Source organism: Pseudoalteromonas lipolytica (assembly GCF_001306915.1).
In the GTDB taxonomy this organism is placed as follows: domain Bacteria; phylum Pseudomonadota; class Gammaproteobacteria; order Enterobacterales; family Alteromonadaceae; genus Pseudoalteromonas; species Pseudoalteromonas simplex.
The window spans coordinates 124,780-142,796 of record NZ_LJTC01000001.1 but is presented as its reverse complement, the minus strand read 5'-3'; the positions used below and the strand labels follow the sequence as shown (position 1 = coordinate 142,796).

Genomic DNA, 18,017 nt, shown 5'->3' with positions numbered 1-18,017 from the left:
AATGTCTCGCATAAAGCTAAAAAGGCATAATTTCGATGACAAAAAAATGATTTATTGATGAAATTTGCGGTCAAATTATACTATCAGAGAAGTATTTTTTAAGTATAATCAAACGATAACCGCAAAGGGAACGTTTATGCCCAAAGGAATGCAAAAAACTAGCTGGCTGCTATATGGTTTCGCCGTTTTTTTTATTAGTTTATTTGGCTATATCTATTATACCTATGAAACCACACGTAGTGAGATCATGGCAAATATCGATAGCAAATTGCTAAATGCCGCGGTCAGTGTCAAGCATATCCTAGGTGATGACTACCATAATACAGTCAATGCTGGTCTACCTATTTCCAGTTCTACCTACAAAGAAAAGAGTCTTGCCCTTTCAGAATACGCAAAGCAAATGCAACTTGCTTATGTGTATGCAATGGTCCTTCGCGATGACAAAGTCTACTTTAGCGCCTCAAGTTACACTCAAAAAGATCAAAACACTGGTCGTGTCACACAGTTTTTAGATGCTTACCCCGAAGCGACAGAACTTAACAAAGAAGCCTTTTATTCGACCGAACCCGTTTTTGAAATATCGCAGGATCAATGGGGGTATTTTAAAAGTATCTTTGTTACTTTTGTCGATGATAATGGCCAAACTTATATAACTGGCGCAGACATTACTATAAGTGACTTAAACCAGCAGCTTCAGCAAAGCGTTACAAGGGCGATGGTTACCAGTAGCTTTTTCTTCTTTATTGCATTACTTATAGCAGGATTATATTTCTTACAGCTAAAACGCTCGCTATCAACAGACGCACGCACTGGCTTTGCTAATCATGTTGCCCTTGAATATCACATAAAGAAAACGACCAAACACCGTATGGAATTGGCGATTATCATCATCAACGAGCTTGAAGACATTAGCAGTTTTTATGGCAGTGAAGTGAGTGATAAAGTGATGGCTAACATACTTAGGTACTTTCAATCACGTATACCTCGTGATGGCGGTATTTACCGTTTAACAACCAATAAAATCGCATTATTACGTACTCATACTGATGAGCATAATATCGACGAAGTAATAAACGCTTTTAACAATGCGATCCCAGCACTGAAAGAACCGTTTATTTATGTCAGCTTATCCGCAGGTGTCGCTACAGGTAATAAATTATTACTGATAGAAAACGCCCACATAGCACTTCAGCAGGCCAAATTAAACAATCAGCGTTTAATACGCTATGAAAATGTTTTTAAACAAGTTGAAGAACAATTTAAAAGTAACGTTTTCCTTGCTAAAGAAGTCAAAGAAGCCTTCGATAACAATCGCATAGTACCTTATTTTCAAGCAATTTATAACAACCAAAGTAAGGCCGTAGATCATTATCAATGCCTTGCCAGAATGGTAAGTTCAACTGGTCGTATTCACGCACCTGATTACTTTATGATGGTACTAAAGCGCTCACGCATGGATGGCCCCTTGAGACGTACTATATTTACTCGTTGTATTGAGCAATTTAGGAAAACCAATGTACGCTGGAGTATCAACATTACAGCACAGGATATCCTTGACCCAAGCTTGAGCGAGTTTTTTGAATTACAGCTAAGGCGTTATCCGCAACCCCATAATATTATCTTTCAATTCCATGAACGCGATGCGATTGCTTACTTTGGTGAAATAAAAACCTTTATTAGCACTTTAAAGAATAAAGGTGCTCAGGTTTTTATTAATGAATTTGGCGCAGGCTTTTCAAACTTGCCTCACATTAGGAAGCTTGAGATCGATGGCTTGAAATTAGATAAAGGATTGGTAAGCCAAATTCATACTAATAAAGATAACTATCTGTTTATTGAAAACTTGGTGAAATACGCTCAGCAACTAAAATTAGATGTAATCGCTGAGCAAGTTGATAACAAACAAATAGCAGACGCGCTTGCTAGTGCAGGTGTTACTTTAATGCAAGGGAGTCATTTTGCACCGCCAACTCCCTATATTCATTAAAGGTTGATCACCAAGCGGTGGCTTTGTTGACCACTGGCCCAGTACTTTCGTTCGAATGGAGTAATGGCAATATCACTCTCATATAGTTCAACATCGCACTTATGCCCAGCAAGCTCTAATGAGCGGGCAAACTCTTTAACGTATATATCCCAATTGCTTCTGAGCTCTAAGCGACCGCCTAATTTAACGATAAACGGAAATATAGCAGCGCCATGCCATCGTCTTTGCAAGTGCTTGGCTTTTGGCCAAGGATTTGGATACAGCAGATAGTGATGGCTTGGTTGCCAGTTTGCAGCCACTGCTAAACGCCAGAAATCGTTTAAATCAGCTTGCACTAAAATGTACTGCCCCGCATCTGTTTGCTTGTATTCGATATCATGCTTATCTAGACGATGTGATGATTTATCAATGCCAATCACTAACGCATCTGGGTGGCGCTTTGCTAAGTTTGCGGTGCTTTCACCCACACCACAACAGGAATCAAGAATAATAGGCCCTGCAAACGCTTGCACCTTTTCGTTTACCTGATCAAAAGCCGCTTGCGTATGCTCTGCAATCGGCTTTTTAAATTCAGCACTTAAGTGCTTTAAAACAATTTCGTCTAGCTTTTCATGTAAGCCAGGTTGATTCGATACAATACTTCTCGAATTTGCATCCGTCATTAGTGTCTAAGCCCCACACCACGTTTAATAAGGGTTAATGCTAAGGTAAATAACCCCACAATAAATAAACCAAGTACACCAAATGCTACCGATAAGTCGACATCAGACACACCTAAGAAGCCATATCTAAATGCATTCACCATATAAATAATTGGGTTTACTTGCGATACGCCTTGCCAAAATTCTGGCAACAAGGTGATAGAGTAAAACACTCCACCGAGATAAGTCAGCGGCGTTAAAATAAAGGTCGGGATAATACTAATATCATCAAAACTATTAGCATAAATTGCATTGATAAGTCCGCCTAATGCAAACACAGCCGACGTTAAAATAACCGTAGCCATAATCACAAAAATATTATGAATTTGAATATCAACAAATAACAAAGAGACACAAGTAACAATTAAACCAACCAACATACCTCGTGTCATACCACCGCCCATATAACCAAGTACAATGATATAATTTGGCACTGGCGCAACGAGTAGCTCTTCAATGCTTTTTTGAAATTTAGTCGAATAAAAACTCGAGGCAACATTCGAGTAAGAGTTGGTGATCACCGACATCATAATCAGACCCGGGACAATAAACTCCATATAAGTAAAGCCACCCATATCACCGATACGAGAACCAATCAGATTACCAAAAATCACAAAATACAGACTCATCGTGATTGCCGGCGGAACTAAGGTTTGCACCCAAATACGTAAAAAGCGAATACACTCTTTGATCCAAATACTTTTTAGCGCTACTCCATATTTAAACATTATTCGCCTCGCCCTTGTTCTAATAACCCTACAAACAGCTCTTCTAATCGGTTTGCTTTATTTCGCATACTCAGCACAGTATTACCTTGTTCAGTCAGCGCACTAAATACTTGGTTTAAGCCCTGAGACTTCGCCACTTCAACTTCTAAAGTGTGGTCGTCAGTCAGTGTGTATTTATAACCTTCAATGCTAATTGGCTGCACTGGTTGCTTTAAATCAAGTACAAAGGTTTCTTTATCAAGCTTGGCAAGTAACGCTTTAATGGTGGTGTTTTCAACAATCACACCACTGTCGATAATCGCGATGTTTTTACATAACAGCTCAGCCTCTTCAAGGTAATGGGTGGTCAAGATGATGGTCACACCTTGCTTATTAATTTCGCGAAGAAAATCCCACATAGAGCGGCGTAGCTCAATATCAACACCGGCTGTTGGTTCATCTAAAATAAGCAATTTAGGTTCATGCATCAGTGCTCGAGCAATCATTAAACGACGCTTCATACCACCTGAAAGGGTGCGCGCTTGTTTATCTTTTTTCTCAAATAAGCCTAGCTGCTTTAAGTATTTTTCAGCGCGCTCATGCGCCAGCTTTCTTGGTACACCGTAATAGCCCGCTTGGTTCACCAAAATTTGATTTAGTGTTTCAAACTGACTGAAATTAAATTCTTGCGGCACTAAGCCAAGTTCTGACTTAGCTGCTTCAAGGTCTGTATCAATATCGTGACCAAATACCTGGACACGACCGGCACTTTTATTCACTAACGATGAGATAACACCAATAGTGGTTGATTTACCTGCCCCGTTTGGTCCAAGTAAGGCAAAGAAGTCGCCTTGCTGAACTTGTAAATCAATGCCTTTTACGGCTTCAACACCATTTTTATAAACCTTTTTTAGGCCTTCAATATTTAATGCGATCGTTTTTTCGCTCACTGTTTGCCCTCTCCATAACCCCAACGTTTCGTCAAAGTATGTTCAATGTTTAAATGATCTAAAATTCGCGCCACCATAAAATCAACCAAATCGGAAATCTGCTCTGGTTGATGATAAAAGCCCGGTGCCGCAGGCATAATAGTTACGCCGAGTCGTGCTAGCTTCAGCATGTTTTCAAGGTGGATTTCGCTAAATGGCGTTTCACGCGGGACTAAAATCAGCTGCCCACGCTCTTTAATGACCACGTCAGCGGCGCGTTCGAGTAAGTTATCTGATGCCCCGACCGCAATTGCAGATACTGAACCTGCACTACACGGGCATACCACCATTTTTTTCGGCGCAGCAGAGCCAGATGCAACAGGGCTAAACCAGTTGTCTTTACCAAATACTTTAAGTTGCTCAGGAGCGGCATTAAAAAGTGTACTCAGTTGCTCTGTCGCTTTGTCTTCATTACCCGAAAGTTTGATATTCGATTCTGTATCAAAGACCACTCTTGCCGCACTTGAAATCAATACATACACCTGAAACTGCTGTTCAAGTAATACTTCTAATAACCTTAAGCCATAAGGAGCCCCAGAGGCACCGCTAAAAGCTAACGTTATTTTATCTTTAAATTGCATACAGTTAAGCTCCGTATACTGGTTAGTTTTGTTCAAGAGCAGTGATTAAACGCTGATGAATACCTTCAAAACCACCATTACTCATAATTAAAATATGTTGTGACGGCGCACTGTTGCCAACAACCTGAGTAATGATTTCCTCAGTGCTTTTCATGCAATGCATACCTGCTTTGTCTGCATATTCTTTCAGCGACCAGCTTAAATTTTCTGGCTCAAATAAATACACATCATCTGCTGCATCGAGTGAATCAATTAAGGTTTGTTGATGCACGCCCATTTTCATAGTGTTTGAACGAGGCTCTAAAATAGCAACTATCTTATCAGTGCCTACTTTTGCACGTAGCCCTGCTAAGGTCGTTTTAATTGCCGTTGGATGATGGGCAAAGTCGTCATACACTTTTATTGAGTTAATGTCGGCTTTCAGCTCCATACGACGCTTAGGAGAGATAAACTCAGCTAAGCCTGCAATACTGACTGATACCGCGATGCCTACGTGTCTGGCTGCTGCAATGGCCATTATGGCATTTTTGACATTGTGCTCGCCCATGGCTTGCCAGCTGACAACACCTTGTACTTGTGAATCTAGTAGCACTTCAAATTCACTACCATCAGCTTTAAGTAAGCGGTAATCCCAATCACCTAACAGTGTTTCGCTTTCGCTCCAAAGGCCACGTTCAATCACATCTTGTAGTGCTTCGTCTTGGCTTGGCCAAATTACTTTGCCACTACAGGGTAATGTACGCATCAAATGATGAAATTGTTTCTTTATCGCGTTTAAATCTTCAAAAATATCAGCATGATCAAATTCAAGATTATTCAGAATTAAGGTACGCGGTAAGTAGTGTACAAATTTACTGCGTTTATCGAAAAACGCCGTGTCGTATTCGTCGGCTTCAATAACAAAAAATGGTGTTTCGCCAACACGAGCAGACACACCAAAGTTTTGCACGATACCACCAATCAAAAAGCCCGGTGTCATTCCTGCGTATTCAAGTAACCATGCTAGCATACTAGCTGTGGTTGTTTTGCCGTGTGTGCCTGCTACAGCCAACACCCACGAATTTTGCAGTAAATTATGCTTTAACCATTCTGGGCCAGAAGTATAAGGTAAGCCTTTATCAAGTACGTACTCAACGCAAGGATTGCCTCGACTCATAGCATTACCAATTACCACCATATCTGGCGCAGGTTCTAGTTGGGCAACGTCATATCCTTGAGTGAGCTTTATACCTAGCTCTTCTAATTGTGTGCTCATCGGCGGGTACACATTTTGATCAGAGCCTGTCACTGTGTGACCTAACGATTTAGCGATTGCGGCAATACCACCCATAAAGGTGCCACAAATTCCAAGAATATGAATATGCATCTACTGTCCTGAGCAAAATGAATAAGAGATAAGTAAGGCGCTATAATGCCAAATATAAGCTTTACTTACCATTACTACACGGCATTAGACTTTTGCCAAATAGCCAACATAAAAAAACACCTCAACGTGAGGTGTTTTTAAATTAAGTTTAAAGCCTGTTTACAGCATTAAGAATGCAAACAAACCAACACCTAATAGTAAGCGATAGATAACAAATGGCATCATGCCCATGCGCTCAATCACTTTTAAGAAAAAGAAAATACACGCATACGCAGATATAAAAGATAAACCAGCGCCTAGTAAAATTGCATGCCAATCAATCGCCTCACCTGCAGTAGCCAACTGATACACATAATATGAACCTGCTGCAGCAATAACTGGAATTGACATTAAAAATGAAAAACGCGCAGCACTTTGTTTGTTTAGGCCCAGCATTAAACCCACTGTAATAGTAATACCTGAACGGGATGTACCAGGGAATACCATAGCAAGCACTTGTGAAAAGCCCAGCAATAGCGCACTAAAAAAGTTTACTTGGTAAATATTTTTAACTTGCTTTGCTTTAGCATCGGCATACCAAAGTAGCAAACCAAATACGATGGTTGAGGTGGCAATAACCCATGCATTACGCGAGTAGCTCTCTACAAAATCTTTGAATAAGTAACCAATTAATAATGCAGGAATAGTCGCAACAATAATCCACCAGCCTAAACGACTATCATCGGTTGCACCTTGTGCACCAAACGACTTAAACCAAGCACCAAGAATATCGACCACTTCTTTTCTAAAGTACAATACAACTGCACCTAAGGTTCCAACGTGAACAGCCACATCAAATGCTAAGCCTTGATCGTGCCAACCTAAAACTTGTGAGGGTAAAATTAAATGCGCTGAGCTCGAAATAGGTAAAAACTCAGTCAATCCTTGGATCAGGGCTAAAACAATTATCTCAATAATACTCATGGGTTAGAAAACTCCACCTTCCATAGTTTTTGTTGGGGGTTGTTATAATTATTCCATAACTCAGCCAAAGTTAGCTTAGCTACGGGGTGATAAAAATCAGGCGCTATTTCAGCAAGAGGCTGTAATACAAACGCATTTTTGGTTATTTCATCCCGCGGTAATTGCGCAGGTGTTTCACAGATAATGTCATCATAAAACAATAAATCGAGATCTAATGTCCGCGGGCTAAACTTTTTATCTTCACGGGTGCGGCCATTATCAAGTTCAATTTGTTTCAGTAGTTTACATAGTTTAGCTAATGGCATATCTGTTTTTGCTGCAACAACTGAATTATAAAAATTACTACCTGCAAACCCCACCGCTTCACTTTCGTATACTGATGAATGAATAAAATCAGGAAAGTAAGCTTTCAGCGCGATAAGCGCCTGTCGAAGATAATGCTCTTTATTGACATTAGAACCTAGGCTTATAAAAATTTGCGCCATCTCTAATTTGCCTTACATCGGGTGATCTCAACTCCAACAGTTTGCGCTTGTGGCACTGCGGCTGGTTTACTCACGCGAATAGTGACTTGGCTGGTCGCAAACTCAACTAAAATAATGGCAGCTAATTGCTCAACTAAAGTTTCTAATAACTCAACAGGTTTAGCCGTTGTGTGCTCAATCACTCGCTCACTCACTTTGGCATAATCAAGAGCCAAATTTATATCATCTGTCGCCGCTGCGGCAGAAATATCACATAACATTTCGATATCAAAATACAGGCTTTGTTTACTTTCTTTTTCAAAATCATACACGCCAATGATGGTGTCTACGTGCAGTTGTGATATATATACCTTGTCCATTGATACTCCAAGCGACATAAATATTAAAAACAATACTCAGCCTTAACGCTTATTAATTTTAATAATGCGCTATATAAGCTGTCATACTGTTTTAATATGTAAAAATTACCCCTACAATAACGAATAGATGCATTGCATAGGGTGCTTACATCCGACTCGACGAGAGTGGCAAATGGTTTTGCCGCCAATGATAGCCCAAAAGTGCAGATTAAAAAATAAGGAAGCGCGTGTTAGAAGTTTTAATGTTAGTTTTGGCTTACATACTAGGTTCGGTCTCTTCCGCTATCCTTGTATCTCGGCTGTTTAAACTACCAGACCCACGCAGTCATGGATCGAATAACCCGGGTGCTACAAATGTTTATCGCCTTGGTGGTAAAGTCCCCGCTGTTTTAGTTCTTGTCTTTGATATTTTAAAAGGAACCATTCCTGTTTGGGGTGCTTACTTTTTAAAGATAGAGCCACTAATGTTAGGTTTAATTGGTGTAGCTGCTTGTTTGGGCCATATGTATCCACTGTTTTTTAGCTTTAAAGGTGGTAAAGCCGTCGCGACCGCTTTTGGCACGTTATTACCCATTGGTTTATCGCTAGGGGGGATGTTGATTACAACTTGGCTTTTAATTGTTGCTATCACGCGTTACTCATCTCTCGCGGCACTGGTTACGGTCTCATTAGCGCCTATTTATACTTGGTGGATAAAACCTTTGTATACTCTGCCAGTTACCTTTTTAACCGTACTGATAATTTTCCGCCACAGAGCAAACATTACTCGCTTGATGGCTGGGGAAGAACCTAAAGTAGGGGCTAAGAAGAAAGCCCCAGAGCAGGAATAGTGATGTAAATTAAAGCGCTTCGAGTGAATCAATAGGCCAGCGCGGCTTAGTTTTCATATCAAGGCTAGCAAACTGCCCTGCCTTTAAGCGCTGCATACCAGCGTAAGCAATCATTGCACCGTTATCTGTACAAAACTCTGTGCGCGGGTAATACACACGCCCTTTCATGCCTTGCATTACTCGTTCAAGTTGCGCACGCAATTGCACGTTTGCACTCACACCACCGGCGATCACTAAACGTTTGATACCAGTTTGCTTTAATGCACGTTTGCATTTAATGATTAAGGTATCAATTACCGCTGTTTGGAATGCATGAGCAATATCAGCTTTGGTTTGCTCGTCATCATCGCTATCACGAATAGCAAGCGATGCCGCCGTTTTTAAACCACTAAAACTAAAATCTAAGCCGGGTTTATCAGTCATCGGACGTGGAAATACAAAACGCTTAGGCGTACCCTGCTCCGCAAGTTTTGCTAAACGCGGGCCACCAGGGTAATCAAGACCTAATAACTTCGCGGTTTTATCGAATGCTTCACCAGCCGCGTCATCAACTGACTCTCCCAGCACTTCGTATTCACCAATGCCAGATACTTTTACCATCATAGTATGGCCGCCAGACACCAGTAGTGCGATAAACGGAAATTCCGGTTTGTCCTCTTCAAGCATTGGCGCAAGTAGGTGACCTTCCATATGATGTACAGCAACCGCTGGAATATTCCAACCATAAGCCAGTGAGCGACCAATAGAAGTTCCCACAAGGAGTGCACCAACAAGTCCAGGGCCTGCGGTGTATGCAATGCCATCTAAGTCTTCAGGACCACAGCCAGCTTGTGCAAAGGCAGCATCAATCAAAGGTAAGGTTTTACGTACGTGATCGCGTGAAGCAAGCTCAGGAACCACACCGCCATAATCAGCATGTACTTTTACTTGGCTATACAGTTGATGTGCTAATAAGCCTTGTTCATCATCATAAATGGCAATACCCGTTTCATCACATGATGATTCAATACCTAAAATTCGCATCAATTACTCCGCCAAGAAAAAACAAATGCGTATTTTACAGTGAAAATACGCATTACTGAATATTAAATTGCAATACCAATATTGGTTTGACCGTCAGATACCGCAAGCTGCTTAAGCTCTTTTACGTTCTCTGAGGTAATTCGGCCCATTTGCTCTACAAAATCAATAAGCTCTGCAAGCACATCAATTTCATACTGCATTAAAGGGTGTTCACGAACAGCTTTGTTATCAGCAATTTCACCATCCACTGTTAGTTGATATTCAATGAAACGAGCCACTGAAGCCTGTGAAATTTTACTAATATTTAAAAACTCTTGTTCATCTTTGGCTATCAAACCGTGCAGCATGCCAAGCAAAGCTGTCGCTGTATCGATTGCGGGATAGGTGCCAAACATGTCAAAGTCAGTAAGCTCTGGCACGTTTGGTTCAATTTTTTCAATTTGCTTTTCAAGGCTGATTTTACTTTTTGGCAGTAAGATTTTTTCCCAGCAAACACTCAATGCGCTACGAAAAACCGCGGCATCACCGAACCCTGTTGCTTCACTAAATAAGCTATAATTAGGCAACATACGCTCAAGTAATGCGCCACCTAATACCGCTTTTTGCAAATAGTTTAATTCTCTAATACGTTGAAAATTATTCGCTTTCGTCATTCTTTACAGTCCCACAAGACCAACATATTTCAAATGTTGCTCCGTTAAGCTCATGACATTTTGGGCATACCCAGTCAGGAGCCGATTGTTTTAATTGCCGGTAGTTTAGCAATATTTCTTGCGCCTGGCGCTCTTTTAATGCGTAAACAAGTATATCGACCCCTGTTTGTTCAAATGGGATCTCCCCAAGCGCCCCTTGTAAAAGCTCACCTTGCAGTTGCGATTCGATCCCTTTACTTTTTAAAAGCCCTTTAATAATGTTTGCCTCTAAGCCATTTTCAGCCTGAAACACTTTTACCCAAGTGAATGGGTCCTGCTTCGCAGGTTGATTTAAATTACTGTTTTGCAAATCACTTCCCTTTTACTTTTCTATCTTTAAATCCTAAACTAGGCTAGCAACTAACTTCGCTGCAATGCTTATTTCAAGGTAGCCACATGACTTTAACAACACCGGGATTGTTATTCCCAGCAATTTCTTTACTGTTACTTGCTTACACCAACCGTTTTTTGGTGCTTGCTCAGCTTATTCGAGAGCTCAATGCACGTGAAGGAGAAAGTATCCGCCCATTAGTTGTTGCACAGATTACCAATTTAAGAAAACGCATTAAATTAATTCGCGTAATGCAAGTTTATGGTGTTGCCTCTTTTTTAATGTGTACCTTATCAATGTTTGCATTATTTATAGAATTTAATACTACTGGAATCATTTTATTTGGCATCAGCCTCGCGTGCTTAGCCTTGTCGCTTCTCACCTCTTTGTATGAGATCCACATTTCTTGCGATGCAATCGAGATTGAATTGAAAAATATCGAAAAAAAACCTCTTTCAGATAAGGCAGAGTAAAATTCACCCTCTATACTTATTGTATGAGATATAACAATAAGTGGTGCTTTTGTGGATGATTTTTTATTTTCTGAAGAATCCTTAGAAGAAAATAATGTAGGTACGGAAGAGGCTGAATACTGGCATATTCTTGTTGTTGATGATGAAGAAGATATTCATCAAGTTACGAAACTAGTATTAGCTGGGTTCACTTTTGAAAATAAAGCGCTTCGCTTTTATCATGCCTATTCTGCTGCTGAAGCGAGAGAGCTTTTAGGTAAAGGAACTCCATTTTCAGTGGCACTTGTTGATGTGGTAATGGAAACAAACCACGCAGGCCTCGATCTCATTCAATACATCCGCGATGAAATAGAAAACCATGATATACGTTTAATACTGCGTACAGGTCAGCCTGGGGAAGCCCCTGAAGAAGCCATCATTCGTGATTACGATATCAATGATTACAAAAATAAAACTGAGCTCACCGCGATAAAAATGAAAACTTTGCTCTATTCAGCGCTACGTTCACATCGTGATATTCAGATTATTGATCATCATAAACATGGCCTCGAACAAATTATCAATGCCTCAGCCAATTTCCTAAAATGTGATAGTGTGCAAGAGTTTGCCTCCACAATTTTAAACCATGTTACTAACGTAATGGGGATAAGTGACAGAGAAATATATTGTGCCGCTGCGGTTAACCTGCAATCATCGCCAGCTAATGACTTTCAATTACTTGCCGCTTCAGGTGTTGAGCCAACTCCATGTAAAAATAAAATTCCTGAGGATGTAAAAAACTTATTTATTGATGCACATGAAAGAAAATCGTCTTTAAAAAACAGCACAGATTACATTGGCTACTTTCCAACAAAAGCAGGCCTTGAAACTATGTTGTATGTCAATAAAGGTTCAAAGCTGCAAAATACAGACTATCAACTGCTAGAATTTTACGCCAATAATATCGCACTTGCTTATGACAACTTAAAGCTTAGAGAAATGGTCAAAGAGTCACAAAAAGAGTTGTCGTATATTCTTGGCGAAGCAGTCGAAAAGCGCTCAAAGGAAACTGGCTCACATGTTAAACGTGTCGCTTTGTACAGTGAGTTACTCGCAAAATTATATGGCTTGGATTCGTTCCGCTGTGAAATCATTAAACTGGCTTCACCATTACATGATATTGGTAAAATTAGTATTCCAGACAAGATTCTAAATAAGCCTGGTAAACTCACTGATGAAGAATGGGAAATAATGAAAACTCATGCCGAAACTGGCTATGAAATACTAAAAAACTCAACAAACGAAATATTAAACTGTGGGGCCTTAATTTCCTACCAACACCATGAAAAATGGGATGGAACTGGTTATCCGCAAGGACTAATTGGTGATAATATCGATATTGTTGGTCGAATTACTGCAATTGCAGATGTATTTGACGCACTTTGCAGTGACCGATGCTACAAAAAAGCATGGCCACTCGATGATGCTCTCTCATTGATAAAAGAGCAACGTGGGAAACATTTTGATCCAATTTTAGTCGATCAGCTACTTGAAAATTTAGCGCTTTTCTTAGAAATTAAGGAACGTTATCCTGATTGATGTAACTTTTCTGTAAAACAAGTACTTCCCAATACGGGTACAATACTTTACTATGCCTCTCGTGATGTAAAATTGTACCGCCTGGATGTAGGGCTTACTTATAACAAGGGACTATTAAAGTGAGATTTGAACAACTTGAACAATTCGTAGCATTAGGCGTGCTAAGGCATTTCCGCCAAGCTGCAGAGAAAACTCAAATAAGCACTTCTGCATTAACTAGAAGTATTCAAACACTTGAAGATGAAATTGGTTATGAGCTAGTTACTCGCTCTACTCGCTCAGTAAAGTTAACCAAAGAAGGTGAGCTTTTCCTAGAGTATGCAAAACAAACTCTCGACAATCTTGAAGAAACCAAGAAGCATTTATTTGAATCATTAAACGGCTGCGCAAGTGAAAAACTGATTATTGGCTACACCAACAAAGCGAGCACGGTTGTGCCTGTTTCTTGCGGTCAGTTTTTAGCGCAGTACCCTCATGTGAAAATCGAGATGCAGCTGCAAGAGCAAAGTGAACTAGTACGTAAACTGCAATTAGGTGAAATTGATATCAGTGTATGTTCGCAAGCGATGAACAGCATTGGCAGCGATATACATTTACCTGATCAACTAATCATTTTCGTGGCTAAAAATCACCCGCTTGCAAATAAAAGTGACATTAGTAAACGCGACTTAGCTGACTACCCTATGTACAGCTGTTTTTCACAGTCAAAACAAGTGCAATCTATGCTAAACGATGCAATTGATTCTTTTGATAAGACATCAAGCATCAAAGTAGGCAGTATTGAACAAGTTATGGATGGTCTGAAAAAATCAAACCATATCGCGATTGCCAGCATTGAGCATGCTAATAGTGTGTCATCTGATCCGGAATTACTATTATTAAAAACTAATAAAGGTATCGCACACGACCAGCTAATAATCCAAACAAACCAACAAATCAATGAGAATTCTCACGTTAGCCACTTACTCGATCTCATTGAAAAAACGGCCCTTTCAAGCCAAGGTTAGAAGCTATTTAATCTACTGCTAGCCTGTAATTAATCAGGCTAGCCAATCTTTTTTATTTCTTCATTTTTACTGCATAAAAAGCGTGCATCACACAATTTTTCATATACACTTACGCACCTTTTTTTGATTGTTCACATGAATGACCGCACCGCTTATTACCGACACATACTTAGATGCTATTGAACGTACTGGTTATGCTGTTGTTGAAAACGCGATTAATGAAAGCTTAATTGCTGATTTAATTGCCGATTGCTATCGCATTAATCCGCATTTTCATACCGCAGGTATTGGCCGATTAAACGACCAACAAATAGATAAAACTGTGCGTAAAGATAAAACCTTTTGGTTTGATAGCTCAAGCCAAGCACAAATTACTTATCTGGCGACCATGGAAGCAATAAAGACACAGTTAAACCGTGGCTTTTATTTAGGCTTATTTGACTATGAATGCCATTATGCAAAGTATCAACAAGGTGACTTTTATAAAAAGCACTATGATGCCTTCAAAGGCCGTTCTAATCGCATTTTTACAACGGTTTGTTACTTAAATACGCCAGAATCTGGCGGTGAATTGGTGATCTACAAACCAAAGAGTAAAGAGATTGAAATAGTCATTAAACCTCAAGCGGGCTTATTGGTGATGTTTGAAAGCGAACGCTTTATGCATGAAGTATTACCCGCAAACGATGTACGCTACTCTATTGCGGGTTGGTTCAGAAAAAATGCCTCAATCAGCGGTATTATCGACCCACCAAGATAATTAAAAGGACAGTGGCAAGGATGCTGCTAAACCGATAAAAATCACTAACCCCACATAGTGATTATTCAAAAATGCTTTGAAGCAAGGCTCTCGCTCTCGTTTATGAATAAGCGTTTGTTGATAAAGTAAAAAACCAACCGCTGCAGCTAAGCCCAGCCAATATGGCAAGCCAAGCTGATGACTCATACCTATGTAAGCAAGAATCGCAATAAATAAGGCATTGAGTAAAAAGATGATATGTCTGTCATAGCTGGCAAACAAGATTGCTGTCGATTTAACGCCAATCTTTAAGTCATCATCTCTATCAACCATGGCATACATGGTGTCATAAGCCACAGTCCAAAAAAGATTCGCGATAAATAGGAGCCAGGCTTCTAATGGTACTGAGCCAATTGATGCCATATAGGCCATTGGAATAGCCCAACTGAATGCCGCGCCAAGTACAACTTGCGGCAGCTGGGTGTAACGCTTCATAAATGGATAACAAAACGCCAATGCTAAGGCACCAAACGATAATAATATTGTTGACCATCCAAGTGTTAACACTAAACCAAACGCCACCACAATGAGCAGTACAAATAAGCTCAGAGCTTCACCACTTGATACTAAACCTGCTGCTAGCGGTCGCTGAGCTGTACGCTTAACTGAGCCATCGATTTTACGATCGGCAAAGTCATTAATTACACAGCCGGCACTGCGCATCACAAAGACACCCAAACTAAATACCACAAAATTTAATAAGCTAGGCGTGCCAAGCTCGGCAAGCCATAGCGCCCAGTAAGTAGGCCACAATAATAATAAAGTGCCTATTGGCTTATCGGTACGCATTAATTGCTTATAGTAAGCTATATGTGCGACCTTAAGTGCAGCTAGCTTCATAGGTAGATATACGCTCCAGGTAAGAATACTTCAGCCACGAGAAAATGAGCATTAGATAAGCTAAATACACTGCGCCTTCCCCACAATGCTTGTGAAGAGTAGCCTATTTCAGCTGTTAAGGCTTGAATAGCGTGCTGCTGTGAAAACTCAGCAACTTCTATCTCCGTGCGCGATAAGCTTGGGTCTTGAAAAATAACATCGCCCAGCGGCCTTGTCCCCATACTTAGTAACTGCTGCTTTTTTAATGTATCATCTGCCGGCAACCAGCTTTGTGCATAAACCATTGGTTTACCATCGCAAAGAAGTAATACTTCGCGATTTAATGCCTGACTTAAAGGGGTATTGAGTAACGCTTGTTGCTCGCAGGTTAGGTCAAAAGGTGCTTCGTTTAAAACTTTAACTGAAAAGGCCTGACAGTGACTTTTAAGCTTAGCTGTTAAAGACCCAGCCTCAAGCAGCCAACTTTGCTGTTGTTGCGTCAAATCTGGAAATGCTGAAGCAGGCTGCCAATTTGCAGCTAATGAAACTGGGAATGTGATCACAACGACTCATTATTTTTAAAAACCGTGCAAATGATATCACTGCTGCACGTTTGGCAAAAGTCATGATTTAATCTCAAGCTGGGTTAAAAAACGCAGAACAGCCTGTATCTTAAGTGAATTTGGGTATAGACTAAAAATCATTGAAAGGGTGGAATATTCTTAACTATGAAAAAATCATTGTTATCAATTTACTTGATAAGCATGCTACTTGTTACTGCAACAAGTTGGTCTGTACGCGCTGAATCAAATGTTGGCTACTTTGGTTTTGAGCCTGACATCATCACTAACTACATAGGCCAAGGTAATAAAAAGCTTGGCTATGTTCGTATTACGGTGGATCTCATGCTCAATGATCTATCTGATATCGCAATCGTAGAACACCACACTCCACTATTGCGTGATGCGATTGTTGAAATACTCTCCAAAGAGCCAGAAGAAAACATTAAATCGCTGACCGGCCGCGAAGAAATCAGAAAGCGCTGTACCGAAAAGCTAAAAGCACTACTAAAACAAGAAACAGGACAAGAGATTGTCCGAGAAGTGTTATTTACTAAGTATTTATATCATTAATTGTAAGATGGCGGCATTAGCCGCCATTTTTATTTACGCGATTATTTGCGTGAAAGCAGCTTGTCTGACACAGCATAAGCCATACCAGCCAATAACCCCGCTAAATGCGCCCAGTTCGCCATACTCACAGGCAACATATCTACAAAGCCTAGAATAAGCCATACCAGCATAAAACCGACAATGCTATTACTTACTAGTGGCGGCTCTGTTGGCCTCATTACGCTGTAAATCCAACAAAAACCCAGTAAACCATACACAACGCCGCTTAGACCACCAAAGTTAGGCCCAACTACTAAAAACTGTGCCCAGTTACTAATGAATGCCGTCACTAAAAATAAACCCACTAAGGTTAATTTGCCACTGCGTTTTTCTATATCGTTACCCAGCGTCATCCACCAGATCAGATTAAAAATAAGATGAATAGCGCTAAAATGCACAATGGCAGGTGTAAACCAAGTTAGTGGCTGTGCAGGGTTGAACTGCAACATACTGTAAATAGTTTCAAAACCACCTAATAAGAAGGCAATAAATATAGCTATCGAGACTAGAGTAACTGTACGGTTTAGCCAGCTTAATGCCTTAAAGCGAGCTTTTAAATTAAGGGATTGCCCTTGATATGACAGAGGCGATTGTGTACTGCCTACCTGCCATGAAGCTTGTTGGTATTTTTCGTCATGAGGGTTAGCAGCAAACTCCTGCCAAAGAGATTGGGCTTGATGAAAGTGCTCTGGAGCAACACAAATAATCACAGTTTGTCCATCTTGCGAGCGCAGCTCTCCATGTAAGCCCTTACTTTTTATGTAATCTATAAAGCCTTGTGCGGCGCGAGGATTATTTATGCTACCCAACTCAATCATCGTTCAATATGCTCCGGAAGTTGCGCTTGCCAAGCTGTAAAGCCACCATCCATGCTGTATACGTCTTCAAACCCCTGCTCAACTAAATAGCTAGCAGCACCTTGAGAGCTCACACCATGATAACAAACGATGATGATTGGCTGGTCAAACTCTTTATGCATCATAAATTCGCTGATGTTGGCATTTGATAAATGCTCAGCACCTGGGATATGACCCGTTTGAAATGAGTTAGGATCGCGAATATCAGCAATCACAACCTCTTCTTTATCTAACAGCGCAAATGTTTCGCTCACTGAAATATGTTTATACGACATAGTACTCTCTAAACTAAAAAGGC

The 18,017-nt window shown here is 40.3% G+C and carries 22 protein-coding genes; 7 read left to right on the top strand and 15 right to left on the bottom strand.

Annotated elements, in window-relative coordinates; genetic code table 11:
- Nucleotides 1-136 precede the first annotated feature (136 nt).
- A complete protein-coding gene (locus tag AOG27_RS00660) occupies nt 137-1,987 on the top strand; it encodes an EAL domain-containing protein (protein WP_054551085.1) in 1,851 nt (616 codons plus the stop codon).
- Here the strand turns inward: AOG27_RS00660 and trmB are convergent.
- From trmB to folB, 8 genes are all read right to left on the bottom strand, one after another.
- Nucleotides 1,984-2,649 (bottom strand): tRNA (guanine(46)-N(7))-methyltransferase TrmB, encoded by a 666-nt coding sequence (gene trmB, locus AOG27_RS00655; RefSeq protein ID WP_054551084.1) that lies wholly within the window; start codon nt 2,647-2,649, stop codon nt 1,984-1,986. The two genes, AOG27_RS00660 and trmB, sit on opposite strands and share 4 nt — an antisense overlap.
- Nucleotides 2,649-3,416 (bottom strand): ABC transporter permease, encoded by a 768-nt coding sequence (locus tag AOG27_RS00650; protein WP_054551083.1) that lies wholly within the window; start codon nt 3,414-3,416, stop codon nt 2,649-2,651. Before AOG27_RS00650 ends, trmB begins: the two co-directional genes overlap by 1 nt.
- Nucleotides 3,416-4,345 (bottom strand): ABC transporter ATP-binding protein, encoded by a 930-nt coding sequence (locus tag AOG27_RS00645; RefSeq protein ID WP_054551082.1) that lies wholly within the window; start codon nt 4,343-4,345, stop codon nt 3,416-3,418. Before AOG27_RS00645 ends, AOG27_RS00650 begins: the two co-directional genes overlap by 1 nt.
- Entirely contained in the window at nt 4,342-4,965 is a 624-nt protein-coding gene (locus AOG27_RS00640) for a flavin prenyltransferase UbiX (RefSeq protein WP_054551081.1), read from the bottom strand. The genes AOG27_RS00645 and AOG27_RS00640 overlap by 4 nt, the downstream gene beginning before the upstream one ends.
- Nucleotides 4,966-4,987: 22 nt before the next feature.
- A complete protein-coding gene (gene mpl / locus AOG27_RS00635; protein WP_054551080.1) occupies nt 4,988-6,331 on the bottom strand; it encodes a UDP-N-acetylmuramate:L-alanyl-gamma-D-glutamyl-meso-diaminopimelate ligase in 1,344 nt (447 codons plus the stop codon).
- 159 nt (nt 6,332-6,490) lie between these two features.
- On the bottom strand, nt 6,491-7,294 hold the full coding sequence (locus tag AOG27_RS00630; RefSeq protein WP_054551079.1) for an undecaprenyl-diphosphate phosphatase: 804 nt from the start codon (nt 7,292-7,294) through the stop codon (nt 6,491-6,493).
- On the bottom strand, nt 7,291-7,779 hold the full coding sequence (gene folK / locus AOG27_RS00625) for a 2-amino-4-hydroxy-6-hydroxymethyldihydropteridine diphosphokinase (RefSeq protein WP_054551078.1): 489 nt from the start codon (nt 7,777-7,779) through the stop codon (nt 7,291-7,293). Before folK ends, AOG27_RS00630 begins: the two co-directional genes overlap by 4 nt.
- Nucleotides 7,780-7,781: 2 nt before the next feature.
- The gene (gene folB, locus AOG27_RS00620) at nt 7,782-8,138 is read right to left on the bottom strand and encodes a dihydroneopterin aldolase (protein WP_054551077.1); all 357 of its coding nucleotides are present in this window, start codon (nt 8,136-8,138) and stop codon (nt 7,782-7,784) included.
- Nucleotides 8,139-8,365: 227 nt separating this feature from the next.
- On the opposite strand from folB, the gene plsY reads away from it, so the two are divergent.
- Entirely contained in the window at nt 8,366-8,968 is a 603-nt protein-coding gene (plsY, locus tag AOG27_RS00615; RefSeq protein ID WP_082389157.1) for a glycerol-3-phosphate 1-O-acyltransferase PlsY, read from the top strand.
- Between the two features lie 9 nt (nt 8,969-8,977).
- Here the strand turns inward: plsY and tsaD are convergent, their stop codons facing one another.
- The 3 genes from tsaD to AOG27_RS00600 all read right to left on the bottom strand — a co-directional run bounded on the left by tsaD (nt 8,978) and on the right by AOG27_RS00600 (nt 10,993).
- A complete protein-coding gene (gene tsaD, locus AOG27_RS00610) occupies nt 8,978-9,991 on the bottom strand; it encodes a tRNA (adenosine(37)-N6)-threonylcarbamoyltransferase complex transferase subunit TsaD (RefSeq protein ID WP_054551076.1) in 1,014 nt (337 codons plus the stop codon).
- Between the two features lie 62 nt (nt 9,992-10,053).
- The gene (locus AOG27_RS00605) at nt 10,054-10,644 is read right to left on the bottom strand and encodes a YjaG family protein (protein WP_054551075.1); all 591 of its coding nucleotides are present in this window, start codon (nt 10,642-10,644) and stop codon (nt 10,054-10,056) included.
- Nucleotides 10,628-10,993 (bottom strand): DUF2007 domain-containing protein, encoded by a 366-nt coding sequence (locus AOG27_RS00600; RefSeq protein WP_054551074.1) that lies wholly within the window; start codon nt 10,991-10,993, stop codon nt 10,628-10,630. The genes AOG27_RS00605 and AOG27_RS00600 overlap by 17 nt, the downstream gene beginning before the upstream one ends.
- 86 nt (nt 10,994-11,079) lie before the next feature.
- On the opposite strand from AOG27_RS00600, the gene AOG27_RS00595 reads away from it, so the two are divergent.
- The 4 genes from AOG27_RS00595 (at nt 11,080) to AOG27_RS00580 (ending at nt 14,832) form a co-directional block, all read left to right on the top strand.
- A complete protein-coding gene (locus tag AOG27_RS00595; protein ID WP_054551073.1) occupies nt 11,080-11,487 on the top strand; it encodes a DUF2721 domain-containing protein in 408 nt (135 codons plus the stop codon).
- Nucleotides 11,488-11,538: 51 nt separating this feature from the next.
- Nucleotides 11,539-13,065, top strand: coding sequence for a response regulator (locus AOG27_RS00590; RefSeq protein WP_054551072.1), 1,527 nt, complete (start codon nt 11,539-11,541; stop codon nt 13,063-13,065).
- 119 nt (nt 13,066-13,184) lie between these two features.
- On the top strand, nt 13,185-14,072 hold the full coding sequence (locus tag AOG27_RS00585) for a LysR family transcriptional regulator (RefSeq protein ID WP_054551071.1): 888 nt from the start codon (nt 13,185-13,187) through the stop codon (nt 14,070-14,072).
- Nucleotides 14,073-14,211: 139 nt separating this feature from the next.
- A complete protein-coding gene (locus tag AOG27_RS00580; protein ID WP_054551070.1) occupies nt 14,212-14,832 on the top strand; it encodes a 2OG-Fe(II) oxygenase in 621 nt (206 codons plus the stop codon).
- On the opposite strand, the gene ubiA is transcribed toward AOG27_RS00580, so the two are convergent.
- A complete protein-coding gene (gene ubiA, locus AOG27_RS00575; protein ID WP_054551069.1) occupies nt 14,833-15,711 on the bottom strand; it encodes a 4-hydroxybenzoate octaprenyltransferase in 879 nt (292 codons plus the stop codon).
- Nucleotides 15,708-16,253, bottom strand: coding sequence for a chorismate--pyruvate lyase family protein (locus AOG27_RS00570; protein WP_054551068.1), 546 nt, complete (start codon nt 16,251-16,253; stop codon nt 15,708-15,710). The genes ubiA and AOG27_RS00570 overlap by 4 nt, the downstream gene beginning before the upstream one ends.
- 201 nt (nt 16,254-16,454) lie before the next feature.
- Here AOG27_RS00570 and AOG27_RS00565 point away from each other — a divergent pair, with 201 nt between their 5' ends.
- Nucleotides 16,455-16,823 carry a flagellar basal body-associated protein FliL gene (locus tag AOG27_RS00565; protein WP_371351978.1) on the top strand — a complete coding sequence of 123 codons (369 nt, stop codon included), beginning with the start codon at nt 16,455-16,457 and terminating at the stop codon, nt 16,821-16,823.
- A 41-nt stretch (nt 16,824-16,864) separates the two neighbouring features.
- Here the strand turns inward: AOG27_RS00565 and glpG are convergent, their stop codons facing one another.
- Nucleotides 16,865-17,680 carry a rhomboid family intramembrane serine protease GlpG gene (gene glpG / locus AOG27_RS00560; RefSeq protein ID WP_054551066.1) on the bottom strand — a complete coding sequence of 272 codons (816 nt, stop codon included), beginning with the start codon at nt 17,678-17,680 and terminating at the stop codon, nt 16,865-16,867.
- On the bottom strand, nt 17,677-17,994 hold the full coding sequence (gene glpE, locus AOG27_RS00555) for a thiosulfate sulfurtransferase GlpE (protein ID WP_054551065.1): 318 nt from the start codon (nt 17,992-17,994) through the stop codon (nt 17,677-17,679). Before glpE ends, glpG begins: the two co-directional genes overlap by 4 nt.
- Nucleotides 17,995-18,017: the final 23 nt, after the last annotated feature.

Excerpts from the sequence above, each read along its gene's own strand:
- AOG27_RS00580 (WP_054551070.1), top strand. The coding sequence starts at position 14,212 with ATGACCGCACCGCTTATTACCGACACATACTTAGATGCTATTGAACGT.
- AOG27_RS00640 (WP_054551081.1), bottom strand. The coding sequence starts at position 4,965 with ATGCAATTTAAAGATAAAATAACGTTAGCTTTTAGCGGTGCCTCTGGG.
- AOG27_RS00595 (WP_054551073.1), top strand. The coding sequence starts at position 11,080 with ATGACTTTAACAACACCGGGATTGTTATTCCCAGCAATTTCTTTACTG.
- mpl (WP_054551080.1), bottom strand. The coding sequence starts at position 6,331 with ATGCATATTCATATTCTTGGAATTTGTGGCACCTTTATGGGTGGTATT.
- glpE (WP_054551065.1), bottom strand. The coding sequence starts at position 17,994 with ATGTCGTATAAACATATTTCAGTGAGCGAAACATTTGCGCTGTTAGAT.
- glpG (WP_054551066.1), bottom strand. The coding sequence starts at position 17,680 with ATGATTGAGTTGGGTAGCATAAATAATCCTCGCGCCGCACAAGGCTTT.
- AOG27_RS00605 (WP_054551075.1), bottom strand. The coding sequence starts at position 10,644 with ATGACGAAAGCGAATAATTTTCAACGTATTAGAGAATTAAACTATTTG.
- AOG27_RS00650 (WP_054551083.1), bottom strand. The coding sequence starts at position 3,416 with ATGTTTAAATATGGAGTAGCGCTAAAAAGTATTTGGATCAAAGAGTGT.
- AOG27_RS00630 (WP_054551079.1), bottom strand. The coding sequence starts at position 7,294 with ATGAGTATTATTGAGATAATTGTTTTAGCCCTGATCCAAGGATTGACT.
- ubiA (WP_054551069.1), bottom strand. The coding sequence starts at position 15,711 with ATGAAGCTAGCTGCACTTAAGGTCGCACATATAGCTTACTATAAGCAA.
- AOG27_RS00660 (WP_054551085.1), top strand. The coding sequence starts at position 137 with ATGCCCAAAGGAATGCAAAAAACTAGCTGGCTGCTATATGGTTTCGCC.
- AOG27_RS00565 (WP_371351978.1), top strand. The coding sequence starts at position 16,455 with ATGCTACTTGTTACTGCAACAAGTTGGTCTGTACGCGCTGAATCAAAT.
- trmB (WP_054551084.1), bottom strand. The coding sequence starts at position 2,649 with ATGACGGATGCAAATTCGAGAAGTATTGTATCGAATCAACCTGGCTTA.
- folB (WP_054551077.1), bottom strand. The coding sequence starts at position 8,138 with ATGGACAAGGTATATATATCACAACTGCACGTAGACACCATCATTGGC.
- folK (WP_054551078.1), bottom strand. The coding sequence starts at position 7,779 with ATGGCGCAAATTTTTATAAGCCTAGGTTCTAATGTCAATAAAGAGCAT.
- tsaD (WP_054551076.1), bottom strand. The coding sequence starts at position 9,991 with ATGCGAATTTTAGGTATTGAATCATCATGTGATGAAACGGGTATTGCC.